Below are 17,360 nucleotides of genomic sequence, written 5' to 3' on the forward strand. Positions count from 1 at the left end.
TTTTCAGGGTAAATTATATCATTAAGGATGAGATGATCAATAGTATTAAATTTTGAGCTCAAATTGTTTAATAACTTAATTGTATTTATGATTATTATAGAATTTTTGAGTATTAACATTGATTATATTTTGTGTTAATTTATACTTGATAAAGTATTATTAAAGTAATAAAAACATTTCATTAGGAGATTTTATGTATAAATTAGTTTTAGTGCGTCATGGTGAGAGTGAATGGAATAAAGAAAATCTTTTTACAGGCTGGACTGATGTTAAGCTTTCTGATAAGGGTATTTCTGAAGCTTTAGAGGGTGGTAGGGTTCTGAAACAGGAAGGCTATTCTTTTGATATTGCCTTTAGCTCAGTTTTGGTAAGGGCTAATGATACTTTGAATATTATTTTGCGTGAATTGGGTCAGTCTTATATTGATGTGGAGAAATCTTGGAGGCTTAATGAGAGGCATTATGGAGCTTTGCAAGGGTTAAATAAGGCTGAAACAGCTGAGAAGTATGGAGAAGATAAGGTTTTAATGTGGAGACGTAGCTATGATGTTCCTCCTATGCCTTTAGAAGAGTCCGATAAACGTCATCCAATTCATGACTTAAGATATAAAAGCATTCCTAAAAGTGAGCTTCCTTCAACAGAGTGTTTAAAAGATACTGTTGCAAGAGTTATACCGTATTGGACAGATAAAATTGCTAGAGCTATTATTGAAGGTAAAAGAGTGATTATTGCTGCTCATGGTAATTCTTTAAGAGCTCTAGTTAAATATCTTGATAATATGAGTGATGAGGATATTTTGAAGCTTAATATTCCCACTGGTATTCCTTTAGTGTATGAACTTGATAAGGATTTAAGGCCTATTAAACACTACTATTTGGGTGACGAAGATAAGATTAAGGCAGCTATGGAATCTGTTGCTAATCAAGGAAAGAAAAAATAAAGGGATTATGAATATTGCTAATAAAAGGAGAGCATTAAGTTAATGATTTCCTTTTATTGTATTGAATAATTGGCTATGTTTAAATGTAGTGCGTTATAATTTCTTCAAATTTTTTAATACCAATTGTTTTAATAAATCCTGCTAATTTTGGTCCTTTGTCTTTGTTAATTAGTATATTATATAATTGTTTAAAGAATAATGGGGGTTCGATGTTATTGTTTCTTGCAATATTATAAATTTCATCCTGTATTTCTTTTTCAGTGACATTGTTGAAATTTTTTTTCAAAAAGTTTAGTAATTGTGTCACACCTTGTTTATTGTTATCCTTTAAGGTTTCAATTTTATCAAATGTAGACCTTAGTGAAAATTTAAAGTCTTCAGGTGCAAATTTTTTGATCCAGTTAATTGCACACTCAATTTTATTTATAAGTTTTGCTTTTTGACTTTCTTTTACATCATTTAAAAGCTTAAAAATTTTATCTTTGTCACCTTCAACGATTTGACAAATCACACTTAAATGTCTAAACCCAATTTGATAGGGAATTTCTTTGTCTGGTGCTTTTGGTTGAGATAGTTCGTAAATTCTTTTAAAAGCTTCTTTTTTGTTTTCTTTGATGTCATCAATTCCATAGTATACTCTTTCAAATTTATCATAATCCTCGTAAATTTTTATTACGTCAAGATCGAATGATATTGAAAACTCCGTATTGGGTTTTGTTGATGCGAATAGGAATCTTGTAACTTCAGGAGTATATATTTCAAGGACATCTTTGAGTGATACGACATCTCCAGATGATGAAGATATTTTTCCGCCATGTCCCTTGATTGATATGAAATCATACTGGAATGTTACGGGAGGAGTTCCTCCAAAAATTTTTACAATTTCTATTGAGGTATCAAAGCTCCCTCCACTACTATGATGATCTTTTCCAGCAGGTTCGAAATCAACGTTTTCGTATTTCCATCTCATTGGCCAATCGATTCTCCATGGGAGTTTTACAGCCCAAGTTTTTCTTAAATCGAGTGATTCCTTATTACCACATTCGCAACAGTATTCAACGGAATAGCAATGATTATAATTTTTTACTGTTGTAGTATCTTTGTTGCATTTGGTGCAGAAAATGCTAATAGGATACCAGTTATCAGCAAGTTTTGTCGTTCTGTATTGATTGAGGACTTCTGCTATTTTATCCTTATGATCTAGTGCAAACTTAATTTGATTTGAATAGTCACTTGACATGTATTTTAGACTTTGATTTATAAATTCTGGCTCAATACCTACAATGGGTAGATATTGTTCGAATTCCACTTCGTTTGCTCTTGCATAGCTTGATTTATTGGTTTTGGTATCAGGAACCCTTGTGATTGCTTGTCTTAAATGGGCTGTCAGTAATTCTTGGTCAGGCATGTTCTTAGGTACTTTTCTAAATACGTCATAGTTATCCCATGAGTATATAAATCTTACATTTTTTCCTGCATCTTTTAGTGATCTTGCTACAAGGTCAACTGAAATTACTTCTCTGAAGTTTCCAATGTGTACGGTTCCTGATGGAGTAATGCCTGATGCAACTGTATATTGCCTCTTATCACCTTTTTCTTCTATTATTTTTTTCGCATAAAAATCCGCCCAGTGTGCTGTTTTCATAAGTATTACTCCTGTTTAAACCTTAATTCTAACATTTGATGTTTTTTATTTCAAGGCTTGAAAGAGATATTTTAATGTGTTATTGTGCTAATTGATTAACTTTTTGATTAATTTAGGGTTTTTGTTCCAATTTTTTTTTAATTTTACTTGTAGAAATAAATCACATTTTTTTTCAAATATTTCTGATATTATCTCTCTTGCTTCTTTTCCAATTGCTTTTATTCCTTTGCCCCCTTTACCTACTATGATGCCTTTTTGACTCTCTCCAGCTACAATAATATTTGCTTTAATAAATAGTTTGTTTTGCCTGTTTTCTAAAATCTCTATTTCTGTATATAAAGAATATGGTAGTTCTTCTTTTAGTTTTTTAATTGCTACGCCTCTAATTATTTCACTAGTTCTTAAGTTCATTTCTTGATCTGTATAATATTTTTCTGGATAGTAAAGAGGTCCTTCTTGTAGGTTTTCATAAATTTTATCTTTAATTTCTTCGATATTGGTTTTTTTAGAAGCAGAAATTTTGATAATATTGTTTTTTTTTATTCCTTTTTTTTCTAAAAATATCATTATTTCTTTTTCTTTTGTTTCTTGGATATCAATTTTGTTGATGACTACTAAAAAATTAATCTTGGAGTTACTAATGATTGTTAATATTTCATTTTCTTCAATTCCAGGTTCGTCTTGAATGTCAATTACGTAGAGAATCAATTCTGCTTCTGTAATTGCCGAATGCACGTTATTCATTAATGCTATGTTGAATTTTTTCTTACTTATATGAAATCCAGGTGTGTCTATAAAAATAATTTGACCCCTTTTATCTGTGAATATTCCTTTTATTTTATTTCTAGTTGTTTGTGGTGTAGATGAAATGATTGATATTTGACGTTCACATATTGCATTTAAGAGTGTAGATTTCCCCGTTGAAGGTCTACCTATTATTGATACAAATCCTGATTTCATTTTAATTTTCCTATTTAAATATATTAGTATATTTTATATGATAGTTAATGTATATTGTGTTTAGGAATTGTATTTAAAGGATTTTTTTTTGAAAAAAGTTAATTTTGAAGTTTTTTGTGAGCAATGTGGGGCGGCAGTTGAGCTTGATAAAGCTATGTGTTCAAATTGTCACTCTAGGCTAGGGGATCTTGAGTGTCCAAATTGTGGATATGTAGGTACTGTTTCTGCATTTGAGAATGGTTGTCCAAAATGTGGTTATAGTCCTTTTGAAGAACAGGTTAAAGAACGCTCTTTTAAAAGAAGACGAAGAGTAGAATTTAGAAGAACCTGGAATAGTAATTTTTTAAAATCGAGGTTTTATTTTGGATTTAATGTTAGTGTAATGCTTTATTTATTTGCTAGTTTTTTGATAGTTTTGCTTTTTGTTTATATTCTTTTCTTCTAAGGATAAGGTCATATGGGAATTACTGTTTTTTATTTATTATCTGTTTTTTTATCTTTTAAGATTGGAGATAGTGTTAAGTCTGTTGAGGATACTGTTCGTAAAACCTCTGTTCTATATTATGATATTGAAGAAGTTGAGTTTCCCCATGCTAAAACAGAGATTTTAAGGTTTGAAGGTAGGCCTTCTGTAAGGTATGCTTATTTTAATTTTGATAAGGATAAGCTTTATTCGTATACTTTTGTGTTTGATAAGAAATTGATTACTCAATACTCTATTGTTCTTAGTGTTAAAGAAAAATTTGGTGATGCTACTGTTGTGACTCCTTTTAATTATGTTTGGGATGTTGGTGATTCTATTATTGCTTTAAACAATAATATTTTAAGGATGACATTAAAGTCTTATATTAATAAGGAGAGTTGATCCTGAGAATTTTTTTTACATTAGTCTTTTGCATATCGTGTGTTAATCATATATATGATAAAGAAATTATTATCAATAATACTAAATTTTTTGTTAAGCTTGCAATTGATGAACCTACTAGAGCTAAGGGCTATATGGGTACTAAGAGGATAAATGAGAATAATGGTATGCTTTTTGTTTTTAGATCGGAGAAAAATTTATCTTTTTGGATGAAAGATACTCCAGTGCCGCTTGAAATTGCTTATATTAATTCTGTAGGTATTATTAAGGAAATTTATAGTTTGGTTCCTTTCTCAGAAAAGGTTGTGAATTCTAGGTATAAGGTTAAGTATGCTCTTGAGGTTCTAAAAGGTTCTTTTGCTAAATTTAAAATTAAAGTAGGTGATAGAGTAAAATTTAACTTTGATATTGATTCTTTGAATGTAGAATAGTTACTCAGCTTTTATTTTTTGGAGTTCTTCTTCCGCATGGTCTTTTATTTTATCTTCATTTTGTAAAGTTTCATCATCAGCTTCAGTGGGTGTGTATTTAATATTGACTTCTGTATCATTGCCCTTGAGTACCTTTTTGAAGATGGATATTGTTGCTGCAACTTCTTCAAGGGCATCGAGTACAAAAGGTGCTTTTGCATTCTCTTCAGCTTTGATGATGTATACTAAAGAATTATTACCTCTTTCAGGATCATGAATGATTTCCCATGATCCTAAAACACGATTATTGTAGCTATCACTCATTAGGGATTCTGATATTTCTTGAATTTTCTCTGAATTGGCGTCGAATATCTCTACGATTCCAAATATTTCTCTTATTTTTGAATTTTGATACGAATTTAGCTTTGATCTAATTATTATTTCCATTTTTGTGTCATTTATGATTTTTGATACAATAAAGTCATTTTCTTTGTCTATTTTATATTCAATATTGTTATTATCTAGTATTTTTTTTATTCTCTTGTCGTAGGTTATATTTTTATCTTTGCAACTTATCAAGGTTATGAGTATTAAAATAGCAATAACTATGTTATATTTTAATTGATTAATGTGTAAAATACTTATTTTTGGCATTTTAGTGCTTACCATAGTTGTTATTATAGTTTAATTATGAGGATTTTTGAAGTAACTTATGTATTTTAAGAGTAATGACTATTCTTATACAGTTGTTCAGTCTAAAAATAATTATGTCCAAAGATCAACTTTTGGCATCTCTTTTGTAATTTTAAATAGAGGTACAAAAATTTTTAGAGAAGATTTATTTGAGTTCCTTTCTAATTTTGATTTTATCAGGGAAATTATTTCTATTGAAAGGCAAAGTAATAGAACTTCTCTTCAGTTTATTTCAGAGAGCTATGATAAATTAAAATTCATTTTGCTGTCTGATGACTTGAATTCTGGTGAGAAGGTTAACTTAGCTATGAAAGAATCCATTTGTAGTTTTGTGTTTGTGTTGCAAAGTGATATGTACTTGTTAAATCCTTTTTGGATTCCTAATATATTTGATGAAATAGTTAAGAAGAATATACTTCTTGTTGGTGGAGAATTTTTTGACAAAGAAGAGGAAGTTGTTCCATCAGTTTTTATTCCCACTATTGATAAGCATCAAAAATTGAATGTAATTTTAATAAATTCTGAGAAAGATTATGAGAAAACTTTAATTACTATGGATTATTGTGGGCTTTACTCTAAAGAGAAGTTTATTCAGTTAGGAGGTTTTGATAGAAGGATTAAAAATGAATATTTTCAAAGACTGGATTTTGGGCTTAGGGCTATCTATTTTGGAGAGAGTATTCATATCTATAGGAAGCTTAGAATACAATATACTGCTTTAAATGTTCCAGAAGACTTGACGAGAAATAAAAGTTTTTTAATATTTTTGCTTAAAAATTATGTTCCTATTTTTGTTGGGAATGGAATAAAATTTTCGTTCTTTAGATTTTTAAAACTATGCTTAAAATATGGTATTAGCCCTTTTAAATTTGGCAGAGAATTTGGAGAGATCAAAAATGAAATTACTAAAAATAGCTTAAGGTTTAAAGGTGACTTAAAGAGTGCGATTGAACTTTGGGAAAATAATATTATTGATTAATTTAATTTTTGTTTCTCTATTTTTAAATGCCCAGGAAGTTGATTATGTTAATATTCTGGATTCATTTGATAGTAACGTTTTTAAGTTCAACTTTAATATTGAAAGTGATATTCTTACAATTGAACATGAGAAAGGACATCTTAAGCTTAAAGTTGGCTTTGAGTATGGTCTTTCATCTATTGGTTATTATATTTACGTTGATCCTATTATTTTAAAGGATGGAGAGATCTTGATAACCGAGAAGGCTGTGATGCGGATTGAAAATCATTTTAGAGCTTTGCAGAGTTATAGTAAACCTCGAATAACATCGATAGTAATTGATCCTGGTCATGGTGGACATGATGGAGGGGCTATTGTGACTCATAAGATCAATGAACATGATATTACTCTCGTAGAGAAAGATTTTGCTCTAACTTATTCTATGCATTTATATAAAATCTTGAGTAATTATTTTCTAGACAGGAATATTCTATTAACTCGTGTAGATGATGTTTTTGTGTCGTTACAAGATAGATCTGAGCTTGCAAATGCAATTAAACCAGATTTTCCACATAATGTCATATTTTTATCCATACATGTGAATAATGCGCTAAATCCTGAAGCTAGGGGAATTGAATTTTGGTATCTTCCCCAGGATTCAAAAAGAGAAGTTGTGAGAAATTTTAAAGGGTATGATATTAGAGGTAATAGATACTTAAGGGAGCTTAATGATATACTAGATATTAAGTATAAATATGAATCAAAGAAATTAGCTGAAATTTTATATGAGACTTTTATTAATGTTTTATGTGAGACCAAAATTCGATCAATTAGGGAAGAGCAGTGGTTTGTAATTAAAAATAGTAGTATGCCTGCTGTGTTAATTGAAATTGGATTTTTATCTAACATTGATGATGCGATGTTGATTTTGGATTACAATTATATGAGCAAGATAAATGTATTAGTACTTAAAGCTTTAATTAAGTTTATTGAATTTTATGAAAAATAATTTTATCTATTGTAATTTTTTTATTCGTAATGGAACAAAATATTCTCTTGAGATATTAGTTGCACTTTTATTTTTAAGTTTCCTATTTTCTTCATATATGGTTTTTATAAATTGTGAGAATATTTTCTTTAGGAAAGTATTCTATTTTTATTGTGATAATGAATTGATTTCTGATTTAAGATATTTGAAAGAGAAAAAGACTCTTAAAGATAATTTGGATTTTTTAGTTAAAGATTTTCTATTGGGTAATAGTAATGGTTTTTCTTTGCAATTTGATACAAGAGACGTTAGATTTTTGTATTCTTTTATGATTGATGATGTATATTTTATAAATCTCTCAAAGGAGTTTTATAATTCTTTTGCAAGTGGGGGTTATAGTGATTCTGATAAATTGAGAGTAAGTTCATTTGTTAAATCTTTAAAAGAAACAATTAATTTTAACTATCCTAGACATGTTAGAAAAGTTGTTATTTTTATTGAAGGGTATGTTTTAAATGTGTAAGGCATTTTTAAACATCTTTAAATGTACTGTAAAAGTTAAAAGTTAAAAATGAAAATCTTAAATTACTTTGTAAAAGGAGTTGATTTTTATGGCTAAAGTAAAAGACATTGTTTTTGTTTTATTTTTTCTTATTATCTTAAGTCCTATTTTTGGACAAAGGGTATCTAGTGAATCATCAGGTGATAATTTTGTGCAAAACGAACCTGGAGAATTAGTTCTTGATTTTGCAGAACTTGCAAGGGATCCAAGTCCAACAAAGCTTGATCTTACAGATTATGTTGAGCGTGTATATTCTGGAGCTTCAGGTATTGTGAAGGCAGAAGATATGGTTTTAGATCTTGGAATAAGTAATTGGACTGTCCTTTTAACTCCTTCAGCTAGGATGCAGACTTATGTTAAAAATTCTGTTATTGCTCCAGCTGTTGTTAAGAGTGAATCTAAAAGATATGCAGGTGATACAGTATTAGGAGTGAGAGTGTTATTTCCAAGTCATTCTCAATCTTCTGCAATGGTTTTGCCTCCATTTAAGATTCCTTTTTATGCTGGAGAAGATGGTAATCAGTTTTTAGGTAAAGGTCTGATTGACAATGTTAAGACTATGAGAGAAGTTAAGGTGACCGTTTACAGCTTGGGTCATGAGATTGATCTTGAAGTTTTATTTGAAGATATGAGTGGTATGGAATATGTTTATCCTTTAGGTAGTTTAAAATTTAAGGGTTGGGCAGATTTAGTGTGGTCAAATCCTAATTATCTTCCAAGCATAAGTGCTAAAATAGTTAAAGATAATGTTCCTAATTACCCTGTTCCTTCAAGTAAGATGAGATTTAAGGCATTTAGAGTTTCAAAATCGCATAGTTCCAAGGATCAGAATTTGATTTTTTATGTCAAAGATGTCAGAGTTATTTATGATAAATTAAGTGTTTCTTTAGATTCTGACATTGATAATGAAGCTGTATTTAAGATTTATGAGACACGTGGTGCTAAATCACTTCAAAGATTAAAAACACGGGAAGCGCTTAAGAGAGTTTTAAAGATTAGGGAGAATGTGTCAATGCCAGATGAGTCCTTTCAAAATTTCCTAGAGAAAGGCAATAAGAATGGTCCTGGAACACGATCTCTAGAATAATAAATTTAATTGTATTAATAGGGAAAATCTTTGAGATTTAGCCCTATTATAGCTTAAAGTAGGAAAAATAAGCTGATGATAGATCCAGAAAACGAAGAACTTTTAGAGATTTTTTTTGAGGAAGCTCAGAACCTTGTAGATACTCTTGAAGAGAACATTATGTCATTAGAGGATGACCCTCATAATGCAGATACTATTGATGAGATATTTAGAGCGGCTCATACTCTTAAGGGTGGTTCAGCTTCTGTTGATATGATGGAACTTTCAGGTTTCACTCATGTCGTTGAGGATGTATTTGATGCTATTAGAGATAATAAATTAAAGATATGTAATGACCTTGTTGATTTACTTTTAAGTGCGCTTGATGTAATAAAAGGTATGCTAGAAGCGCGTCTTAATGGGGATGTTTATTTACAAGATGTAAGCGAGCTTAAAAATAAATTAAGAGGGTTTTTAAAAGATGAGCATCAGACAGTTGCTCCTGTTGTATCTTTGGATGATGCAAATGATGATGAATTTTTACTTTCTTCCCATGAACTTGGTGATATGAGAGAAGTTGTGGGAGTTGGGCAAAAAGTTTTAAGAGTGAGTATTTATTTTGATAAAGATAATCCTATGGCTACAATTTCTGGTATACAGATATTTCAAGCTTTAAAAGACTTAGGTCCAATTCTTTATACTGTTCCTAATTATGAACAACTTATTGCAGATAAATTTTTAAGAAGAGTAGATTATTATTTGCTATATTTAAATAGTTCTAATGTTGAAGAAAAGATCAATTTGTCTGATGTTGCTTTGAGTTGTGTAATTGATGAACTTGATGTTGATAGTGAGTTAGCCAAGGCAGAGTTAAGAGAGAAGGGAACAGTTGTTCATGACACTCTCTTTAAGGTAAAATTACAGCTTTCTAATGATGAGCTTATAAGTTTAAGAGAGCGTATTGGTGATTCTAAATTGTTTGAGGTAAAGTTAAATTTCAATAAAGATAATCCTATGTCAACAATTTCTGGATTTCAGATGTTGCAGGCGTTAAAAAGTTTGGGAGAAATTTATAAAACTATTCCTGATAGTGAAGATTTATTATCCGATAAATTTTTTGAGTTTATTGTATATTATTTAATATCAGATGCCTCAGTAGATAGTATTTCTAAAAAGGTAGATTTGTCAGATGTTGTTATTAATTTTGATATTAACGAAATTGATTTAAAAAATATTAAGGATATAGATTTAAGTAGTGAAGTTGGGAGTTATCCTTCTGTTAAGGAACCTAAGAAGGCAGCTGTAAGTGTCAATTTAATTAGAATTGATAGTAAAAGAATAGATTCCATATTAAACCTTGTAAGTGAGGCTGTTATCAGTAAGTCAACTTATAATCAAATCAATGCTGATATGACGTCTTTCCTTTATGGTTTTAATTATTTTTATGATTATCAAGAAAATTTGAGAAATAGTTTCTTGGTGGATTTAAAGGTGGTTTGTAAGGATGTGGGTTTAGAATTGGAAAGTTCTCTTGAAAACCAAATAGCCAATTTGGTGGAACATAAGCTTGATAAAACTTTACGTGACATGGCAGGTTTAAGAGATTTACTATTAAAAATTCTTCAAGATTCTAAATTTGCTTCTAATAGGTTTTCTAGGATAATTACTGATTTGCATGAAAGTGTTTTAAAGACAAGAATGCTTCCAGTGTCTAGTATTTTTTCAAGATTTACAAGAGTGGTAAGAGACCTTTCAAAGAAGTTAGGAAAAGTTGTAGAGCTTTCTACCGAGGGTGAAGATACGGAGATTGATAAATCTGTTATAGATGATCTTGTAGATCCTTTAATGCATTGTGTTAGGAATTCTATGGATCATGGCCTTGAAACTGCTGATGAGAGACTTAAAAAGGGCAAAGATAAGGTTGGTCATATAGTTTTGCGCGCTAAAAATGAAGGTAATGTGATATCAATTGAGATTGAAGATGATGGGAAAGGTATAGATCCAAATATTATTAGGCAAAAATCAATTGAGAAAGGCTTAATAAAAGAAGATGCGGTGCTATCTGAGAGTGAGATTTTTAATCTAATTTTTGAACCTGGGTTTTCAACAGCTAGTCAAATTACAGATGTTTCTGGTAGAGGCGTAGGACTTGATGTCGTTAAAAATAATATTAAAAAATTAAATGGAAATATTATCATAGATTCGAAAGTTGATGTTGGTACTACTTTTAAAATAAAGCTTCCTTTGACGTTGGTTATTGTGCAGGGCCTTCTTGTAAAGTCAGGTGCTGAGGTTTATGTTGTTCCTTTAAATAGCGTTCTTGAAACACATAGAATTAGTGAAGAGAATATAAAGCTTCTTGAAAATGACCATGAAGTTTATAATTTAAGAGAAGAAGTTATATCTGTGCTTAGGCTTGATGAGCTTTTTAATATAAAGGACACTCAAACCCTATGTGAAAAATTTTTGATAGTCATTAGCATTAATGATAAGAAGGCAGGGATAGTTGTGGATTCTATTCTTGGAGAAGAGGATTTTGTTGTAAAGCCTATTAAAGATAAGTATGCTTCAAGTCCTGGAATAGTGGGAGCTACTACACTTGGTAATGGTAAGGTTGTCTTAATTATTGATGTGTTTAGGCTTTTTGACCTAAAGGATATGAAAGGATAGTCTTATGATTAAAATAAAAGAGATATGTTTTGGTGAGGATAGTTTAAGGAATCAGGGTGGAGGCTATAATTCTGTTAACTTAGATTTTAAAGTGGTATCTTTTAATATTGGGAATGATAATTATCTGGTAGATATTATGCAAGTTAAGGAGATTAGGAAATCTAGTAATTTTACATATGTTCCAAATGCTAAGAAATACGTGATTGGTCTTGATAATTTAAGAGGTGAGATTATTTCTATTATTGATTTGAGGATAATGTTTAATTTGGAAGTAATGAAGAGAGAGCTTGAAGACATTATGGTTCTTAAGAATGGTGATTTATTAATAGGGGTTATTGTTGATAAGGTTAATAATGTTTTTTCAATTGATTCTTCTTTGATTCAAACGCCCCATCCTGTTTTATCTCAGGAATCCCTTATGCATTACATAAAGGGAGTAGTAGAGTATGGTGACAAATTATATATTCTGCTTGATGTTGATAAAATTTTTAATTATGATGGAGAAGAAGAAATTTTATTGGAAGATGGCAGGAATGATGGTGAGGTAAATGTCTCTGAAAATGAAGACAAATCATTTCCTTATAACAATAATGCTGTAGAATTGTCAGAAGCATCTATTACTGAGTTTTCAACGTCTTCTAAGGATGATGATTTAAAGATTATTAAGGAAAATCTTTTTAAATATTCTTTCAATGCATCTTTAGTGAGTGACGAGTTTTTAAAGAAAGTTGGTATGAAATTAGATATTGCAAATATTAATGATTTGTCTTATGATAATTTTCTAGGTGAGTTTTATTCAAAATCATCAGGATGCTTGTGGGATGATAAGTATTTAAAAGAATTTCAGGAAGAGATTGTTAGGCGATATATTAATGATATGAATGATGTTGGCACAATTTTGAATGTTTTTGAGATTGGATGTGGCGATGGAAAGGAAACAGTCTCGTTTGTGAATGTTTTATATGATACTTATAAAAATCCCTTTAAGGTAAAAGCTATTGATAATAATTTAGTTAAAGCAATTAGCACTTCTAATTTAGTTTTCTCAGAGGCTGAGATTAATTTGAGCGAAATTTATGTAAAAAATTCCTTTGAGCAAAGTCCGGGGGTTTATAAATTTAAGCCAGAGATTATGAATAATATTTTATTTGAATATTCAGATGCTATTTTATCAGAATTCCCAGACAATTTGGCAGTTATTTTTTTAAGGGATATTTTATGTTTCTTAAATGATGATAAGCAAATTTTAATTCTGGATGCTATTGCAGAAAAGTCTGTTAGAGGAGCTCTTTTAATTTTGGGAGATAATGAAGAACTTAAGAACAGTAATCTTTTTGTAAAAGATATTTCTGTTGAACATTTTAACTTATATAAAAGGATCTAAAGGAGAAATTAATGAGAATAGATTATATAGAACCATTTTTAGATGCTGCGTCTTCAGTTTTAAGAGATATGTTACTTGTTGAAGATATTCATATGGGCAGCCCTGGACTTAAATCGATAAATCAAAAAATAAAGGGTGTTTCTGTAATTGTAGGACTTGCAGGTTCTGTTGAAGGTAGCATTATTATTGATATGGATATTGATACTGCGCTTTTTGTTGCTTCCAAGTTGAATTTTGAGGAATATGTTGATTTTGATGATGAAGAGACTAAGGAGATGGTAGCAGCAACTCTTACAGAAGTTGGCAATATTATTGCTGGTAATTTTGTTACTACTTTGCATGCTAAAGGTTTTGTGTTTGATATAACTCCACCGGCTTTTATTTATGGAGAAAATATGAAAATAAGTAATAAGGGTTCTGAAGCATTAATAGTACCTTTTACTTTGCCAGATGGTAAAATTATAGAAGTTAATATTGCAATAAGAGAGAGGGTTTGATATGATTATGAAGTTGAAAGTACTTATTATGGAAAAAGAGGGTTTGATATGATCCAGAAAACTACGATTGCTATGGATTCTTCAAATAAACCAAAGGGTATTAATTATGAAACAGGTGTTCCTTTTAATGTTTTGATTGTGGATGATTCGGTTTTTACTGTAAAGCAGCTTACACAAATTTTTACGTCTGAGGGCTTTAATATTATTGATACTGCTGCTGATGGTGAAGAGGCTGTAATCAAATATAAGAATCATTATCCTAATGTTGATGTTGTTACTCTTGATATTACTATGCCCAAGATGGATGGAATAACTTGTCTTTCTAATATTATGGAGTTTGATCAAAATGCTAAAGTAATAATGATTTCTGCTTTAGGTAAAGAGCAGTTGGTGAAGGATTGCTTGATTAAAGGTGCAAAGACATTTATTGTAAAGCCTCTTGATAGAGCTAAGGTCCTTCAAAGAGTTATGTCTGTATTTATTAAATAAAGTAGTATATGCTTAATTGATTATTATTCTTTGTAAAAAAGCATTGAATTACTTATTTCGTTTAAGTTCTTTGTAAAATATGACATGTTAAGATTGAAAATTTCTAATTTGTTTTTACTGTTGTTTCCTATATATAGTTCTAATTTGTAGAATCCTTTTTTGGTGTATATTAATGCTAAACTTTTAAAAATTGAGTCTATAGTTTTTATTTTGAATATTTTATACTTAGAAAAATCTTTGTCGATAATTTCACTTTGGATTAGATATTGATTTGCTTCTTTGTAGGCTGGAGTGATTGTGCTGTAATCAATCTTATCTTTTAGAATGCTTTTTATAAAATTTTCTGTTAATTTATATATCTCTATTTCATGTGTGCTTTTTGGATATTTGGTATAATATTCTTCCTCTATTATTAAATTAAAAGCAGAATATTTTTTTGTTGCTTCTGCTGATCGTTTTTCGATTGAAGTTGTTATTAATCTTGAATAGATCGATGTGGTAATAACGAAAATTAGAAATATTTTTTTTGTCATATATGTTCCTTATTGTTGTTTATTATTCGTTTCACTTTTTCAATTTCTAAGGGAATTTTGCTTCTTCGTTTTGCATTAAGTTTATCTTTTAATAAGACATTGTTAAATGTTTTTGCCATTTCATATACTTTTTCTTCGCTGAAATGAAATGGAATTTGAATTTTTCTATATTCAATTGGATTTTGTAATACTTCTTGCATTAGTATAATTGGATTTAGAAAACTTGCTTTGAAGAATTTATAAAAGTTTGTTAAAAACAGTGTAAATGATATGAAAAGTGTAAAGAAAAATATTCCAATTACAGAATCATTTTTTCTCTGCAGATATTTATCTATATAAAATTTTGTTTGATCTATTTCAATGATTTTGTATTCGCTAGGACTGTAGTAGAAAAATATATCATCAGATTTAGAATATATTGTTTCATCTATATCTTTAATTATTAGTATAAAGGGGTATTTTTCTTTAATATAATTTTTTTCAGTTGTTATTGAAATATTTTTTATAATATTAAATTCTTGTTTTTCTGGAATTGTATTTGCAAAACTTGAACTTGAAAATATTATGAAAAATATGAATGGAATTAGTAAACTTATTGAAAATGTTCTAGCAAATGCGACTAAGATTAGATTTTTTTCTTTTGGGTTATAATAAATTTCAATCATTAAGTCGTTAAATCTAAGTAGTCTTAAGAATCTTAATTTGAAAAGCGAAAGTATGATAGGGCTTAAAATTGTTTCGTGAGGATTAATTATATTTTGAATTTGATGAGCACTATAAAATATTAAGGGTATTAGGCAATGAATTAAATCGAAAAATAGATTATTTCTTATATATATTTGTAATGTTCGTGATATATAGGCTTTTAAAATTTTATATAAAAAGATTATGATCAAGACTAAATCGAATAAAAATCCAATGAATATTAGTGCAAATCGAATCTTGTATGGCAAGAAGAGTATTATTGATAGTTCTTCTATTAAGAATGCAAGTATAGAGGCTATTAAAGTGGCTTTAAAAAAATTTGAAAGTATTTTTACCATTTATTTTTCCTAGCTATTTCTAGAAGTTCTTTAACTATTCTAGGATCATAGTCCTTGGAGCTTGATTGTTTTATTGAAAACCAACTTTCATCATATCCTATAAATCCTTTTGTTTTGTTATTTTTAATGTTTGGCATTTTGGTTCTATTTGAAAAAATGGATATTAATGTCGCAATTGGTGACATGTTATTTAGGGTTTCATATTTAAAGAGACTTTGAGTTATTAGATTAACTGTATTGTCATCTAAAAATTTAATTTCTCCGTTAACTAATTTTGCTGTGTTTTCAATATTCTTTGGAATTAATTTTATCCCTTTTTCTAAATAAAACTTGATTATTAAAACTCTTAATAATAGTAAAATTTTTATATAATTTTTTACAATTTTTGAGGAATCGAGCATATCATTTTCTTTTTTGATTAAATATGTTGTGTAAGAATTTTTGTCTTCAAAGAGTTTATTTATGTAGAATGTCATATATCCATTACTTATAGCATTAAAATCATATAAAAATTCTTTCCTTAGGTAAGGATTTGATTTAATGGAATGAAATATTAATTCTAGATTATTTTTATTAAGTTCTTTGTTAAAGATGTCTTTTACAATATTTAGATCAATGGATTCAAGGTTTGACGAGATAATAGGGGTAATTATTATGTCTGTTTTTTCTTTAACGTATTGAATAAGTAGATCAGTATCAGATTTAAAGTTTTCGTTTATGAATGTTGAAATAGTTTTTTTATTTTCTTCTAGATATTTGATTATTTCAATTTCTTTTTCAAAAACTGATAATCCCTTTATGCTTTCATGATTAAATAAATAATGATATAAATGTGGAAAATATACTTTTAAATTCATTTGATTATGTCCAAAAGTTCCGATGGACTATTTAAGATATATTTTGCTCCGCTTTTTTTTAGTTCTTCTACTGTTCTAAAGCCCCATGAAACTCCTATAGGTAGGAATCCGGCATTCTGAGCAGTGAACATGTCAATATCACTGTCTCCGATATATGCTATTTCTTTTGGCATGAGATTTAATTCTATTATCATGTCAAGTGCATTTTCAGGATCTGGTTTAGCCTCAAATTTTGATGAGTAGCCTCTCACTTCAAAAAAATTTATGTCTTTAAATATATCTTTTGCTATTATTAATAGTTCTTCATGGTTTTTGTTGCTTAATATTCCTATTGGAATATTAAGTGTGTTTAGATTTTTTAAAAGTTCTGGTATTCCATCATATGCTATTGTTTGTGAGGCAAGATTGTGATTATATGCTTTTACGAATTCTTGATAAAGATTATCTTTAAGATACTTGTCATTTAAGTTTATGCTGAGATAGTCTAGAGTGTTTTCTACTAATTTAGAATACCCTCTTCCAACAAGAGTTTTAAATTCATCTGGTTTAATTTCTCTGTATCCAAATTTTTTTAGGGCAAAGTTCATTGAGCATGCAATATCCATGATGCTGTTTATTAGAGTGCCATCCATGTCGAAAATGCAAGCTTTAATTTTCATGTTTTAATCCTCTTGAAAGTAATCATTCTTTTAGTGTGCATTCATTTTATCATTATTTTTTGTTTTTTATTAATTTTATTGCATGATTTTTAATCTTTTTCTTAAGATCTCTTGCAAATATTTATGTTTAGTTTTAGCATG

The 17,360-nt window shown here is 29.0% G+C and carries 19 protein-coding genes; 12 read left to right on the top strand and 7 right to left on the bottom strand.

The genetic code is table 11. From position 1 onward, the window contains the following. The first annotated feature begins 193 nt into the window (after positions 1-193). The gene (gene gpmA, locus bcCo53_RS03310; RefSeq protein ID WP_025408242.1) at positions 194-940 is read left to right on the top strand and encodes a 2,3-diphosphoglycerate-dependent phosphoglycerate mutase; all 747 of its coding nucleotides are present in this window, start codon (positions 194-196) and stop codon (positions 938-940) included. 79 nt (positions 941-1,019) lie between these two features. Here gpmA and lysS read toward each other — a convergent pair whose 3' ends face one another. Then, the gene (lysS, locus tag bcCo53_RS03315) at positions 1,020-2,585 is read right to left on the bottom strand and encodes a lysine--tRNA ligase (protein ID WP_025408243.1); all 1,566 of its coding nucleotides are present in this window, start codon (positions 2,583-2,585) and stop codon (positions 1,020-1,022) included. An 87-nt stretch (positions 2,586-2,672) separates the two neighbouring features. Continuing rightward, positions 2,673-3,545: a GTPase Era gene (era, locus tag bcCo53_RS03320; protein WP_025408244.1), complete on the bottom strand. Its 873-nt coding sequence runs from the start codon at positions 3,543-3,545 to the stop codon at positions 2,673-2,675. Between the two features lie 88 nt (positions 3,546-3,633). Between era and bcCo53_RS03325 the strand changes: the two genes are divergently transcribed. Genes bcCo53_RS03325 through bcCo53_RS03335 form a run of 3 tightly spaced genes read left to right on the top strand, consistent with a single transcriptional unit; the run spans position 3,634 to position 4,841 of the window. Continuing rightward, entirely contained in the window at positions 3,634-3,990 is a 357-nt protein-coding gene (locus tag bcCo53_RS03325; RefSeq protein ID WP_025408245.1) for a zinc ribbon domain-containing protein, read from the top strand. Positions 3,991-4,002: 12 nt separating this feature from the next. Beyond that, on the top strand, positions 4,003-4,410 hold the full coding sequence (locus bcCo53_RS03330) for a hypothetical protein (protein WP_025408246.1): 408 nt from the start codon (positions 4,003-4,005) through the stop codon (positions 4,408-4,410). Then, complete coding sequence (locus bcCo53_RS03335; RefSeq protein ID WP_025408247.1) at positions 4,407-4,841, top strand: DUF192 domain-containing protein; 435 nt, start codon at positions 4,407-4,409, stop codon at positions 4,839-4,841. Before bcCo53_RS03330 ends, bcCo53_RS03335 begins: the two co-directional genes overlap by 4 nt. On the opposite strand, the gene bcCo53_RS03340 is transcribed toward bcCo53_RS03335, so the two are convergent. Continuing rightward, on the bottom strand, positions 4,842-5,489 hold the full coding sequence (locus tag bcCo53_RS03340) for a hypothetical protein (protein ID WP_038364656.1): 648 nt from the start codon (positions 5,487-5,489) through the stop codon (positions 4,842-4,844). It lies immediately after the preceding gene. A gap of 43 nt (positions 5,490-5,532) precedes the next feature. Here bcCo53_RS03340 and bcCo53_RS03345 point away from each other — a divergent pair, with 43 nt between their 5' ends. From bcCo53_RS03345 to bcCo53_RS03380, 8 genes are all read left to right on the top strand, one after another. Further along, entirely contained in the window at positions 5,533-6,492 is a 960-nt protein-coding gene (locus bcCo53_RS03345; protein WP_025408249.1) for a hypothetical protein, read from the top strand. After that, on the top strand, positions 6,485-7,480 hold the full coding sequence (locus bcCo53_RS03350) for an N-acetylmuramoyl-L-alanine amidase (protein ID WP_025408250.1): 996 nt from the start codon (positions 6,485-6,487) through the stop codon (positions 7,478-7,480). The genes bcCo53_RS03345 and bcCo53_RS03350 overlap by 8 nt, the downstream gene beginning before the upstream one ends. Next, positions 7,470-7,982, top strand: coding sequence for a flagellar filament outsheath protein (locus bcCo53_RS03355; RefSeq protein WP_038364660.1), 513 nt, complete (start codon positions 7,470-7,472; stop codon positions 7,980-7,982). Before bcCo53_RS03350 ends, bcCo53_RS03355 begins: the two co-directional genes overlap by 11 nt. A gap of 88 nt (positions 7,983-8,070) precedes the next feature. After that, positions 8,071-9,108, top strand: coding sequence for a flagellar filament outer layer protein FlaA (locus bcCo53_RS03360; protein WP_025408252.1), 1,038 nt, complete (start codon positions 8,071-8,073; stop codon positions 9,106-9,108). Between the two features lie 75 nt (positions 9,109-9,183). Next, the gene (locus tag bcCo53_RS03365) at positions 9,184-11,757 is read left to right on the top strand and encodes a chemotaxis protein CheA (RefSeq protein WP_025408253.1); all 2,574 of its coding nucleotides are present in this window, start codon (positions 9,184-9,186) and stop codon (positions 11,755-11,757) included. 7 nt (positions 11,758-11,764) lie between these two features. Then, the gene (locus tag bcCo53_RS03370; RefSeq protein ID WP_025408254.1) at positions 11,765-13,141 is read left to right on the top strand and encodes a CheR family methyltransferase; all 1,377 of its coding nucleotides are present in this window, start codon (positions 11,765-11,767) and stop codon (positions 13,139-13,141) included. Between the two features lie 11 nt (positions 13,142-13,152). Continuing rightward, positions 13,153-13,638 (top strand): chemotaxis protein CheX, encoded by a 486-nt coding sequence (locus bcCo53_RS03375; RefSeq protein ID WP_025408255.1) that lies wholly within the window; start codon positions 13,153-13,155, stop codon positions 13,636-13,638. A gap of 48 nt (positions 13,639-13,686) precedes the next feature. Next, complete coding sequence (locus bcCo53_RS03380; RefSeq protein ID WP_025408256.1) at positions 13,687-14,127, top strand: response regulator; 441 nt, start codon at positions 13,687-13,689, stop codon at positions 14,125-14,127. A 23-nt stretch (positions 14,128-14,150) separates the two neighbouring features. On the opposite strand, the gene bcCo53_RS03385 is transcribed toward bcCo53_RS03380, so the two are convergent. The 4 genes from bcCo53_RS03385 to bcCo53_RS03400 are packed head-to-tail and all read right to left on the bottom strand — an operon-like array spanning position 14,151 to position 17,219. After that, a complete protein-coding gene (locus bcCo53_RS03385; RefSeq protein WP_025408257.1) occupies positions 14,151-14,660 on the bottom strand; it encodes a hypothetical protein in 510 nt (169 codons plus the stop codon). Continuing rightward, positions 14,657-15,703: a hypothetical protein gene (locus tag bcCo53_RS03390; protein ID WP_025408258.1), complete on the bottom strand. Its 1,047-nt coding sequence runs from the start codon at positions 15,701-15,703 to the stop codon at positions 14,657-14,659. The genes bcCo53_RS03385 and bcCo53_RS03390 overlap by 4 nt, the downstream gene beginning before the upstream one ends. Beyond that, complete coding sequence (locus bcCo53_RS03395; RefSeq protein WP_025408259.1) at positions 15,697-16,560, bottom strand: hypothetical protein; 864 nt, start codon at positions 16,558-16,560, stop codon at positions 15,697-15,699. The genes bcCo53_RS03390 and bcCo53_RS03395 overlap by 7 nt, the downstream gene beginning before the upstream one ends. Next, on the bottom strand, positions 16,557-17,219 hold the full coding sequence (locus bcCo53_RS03400) for an HAD family hydrolase (RefSeq protein WP_025408260.1): 663 nt from the start codon (positions 17,217-17,219) through the stop codon (positions 16,557-16,559). Before bcCo53_RS03400 ends, bcCo53_RS03395 begins: the two co-directional genes overlap by 4 nt. Between the last annotated feature and the right edge of the window lie 141 nt (positions 17,220-17,360).

Origin of the sequence: Borrelia coriaceae (assembly GCF_023035295.1) — a bacterium.
GTDB lineage: Bacteria > Spirochaetota > Spirochaetia > Borreliales > Borreliaceae > Borrelia > Borrelia coriaceae.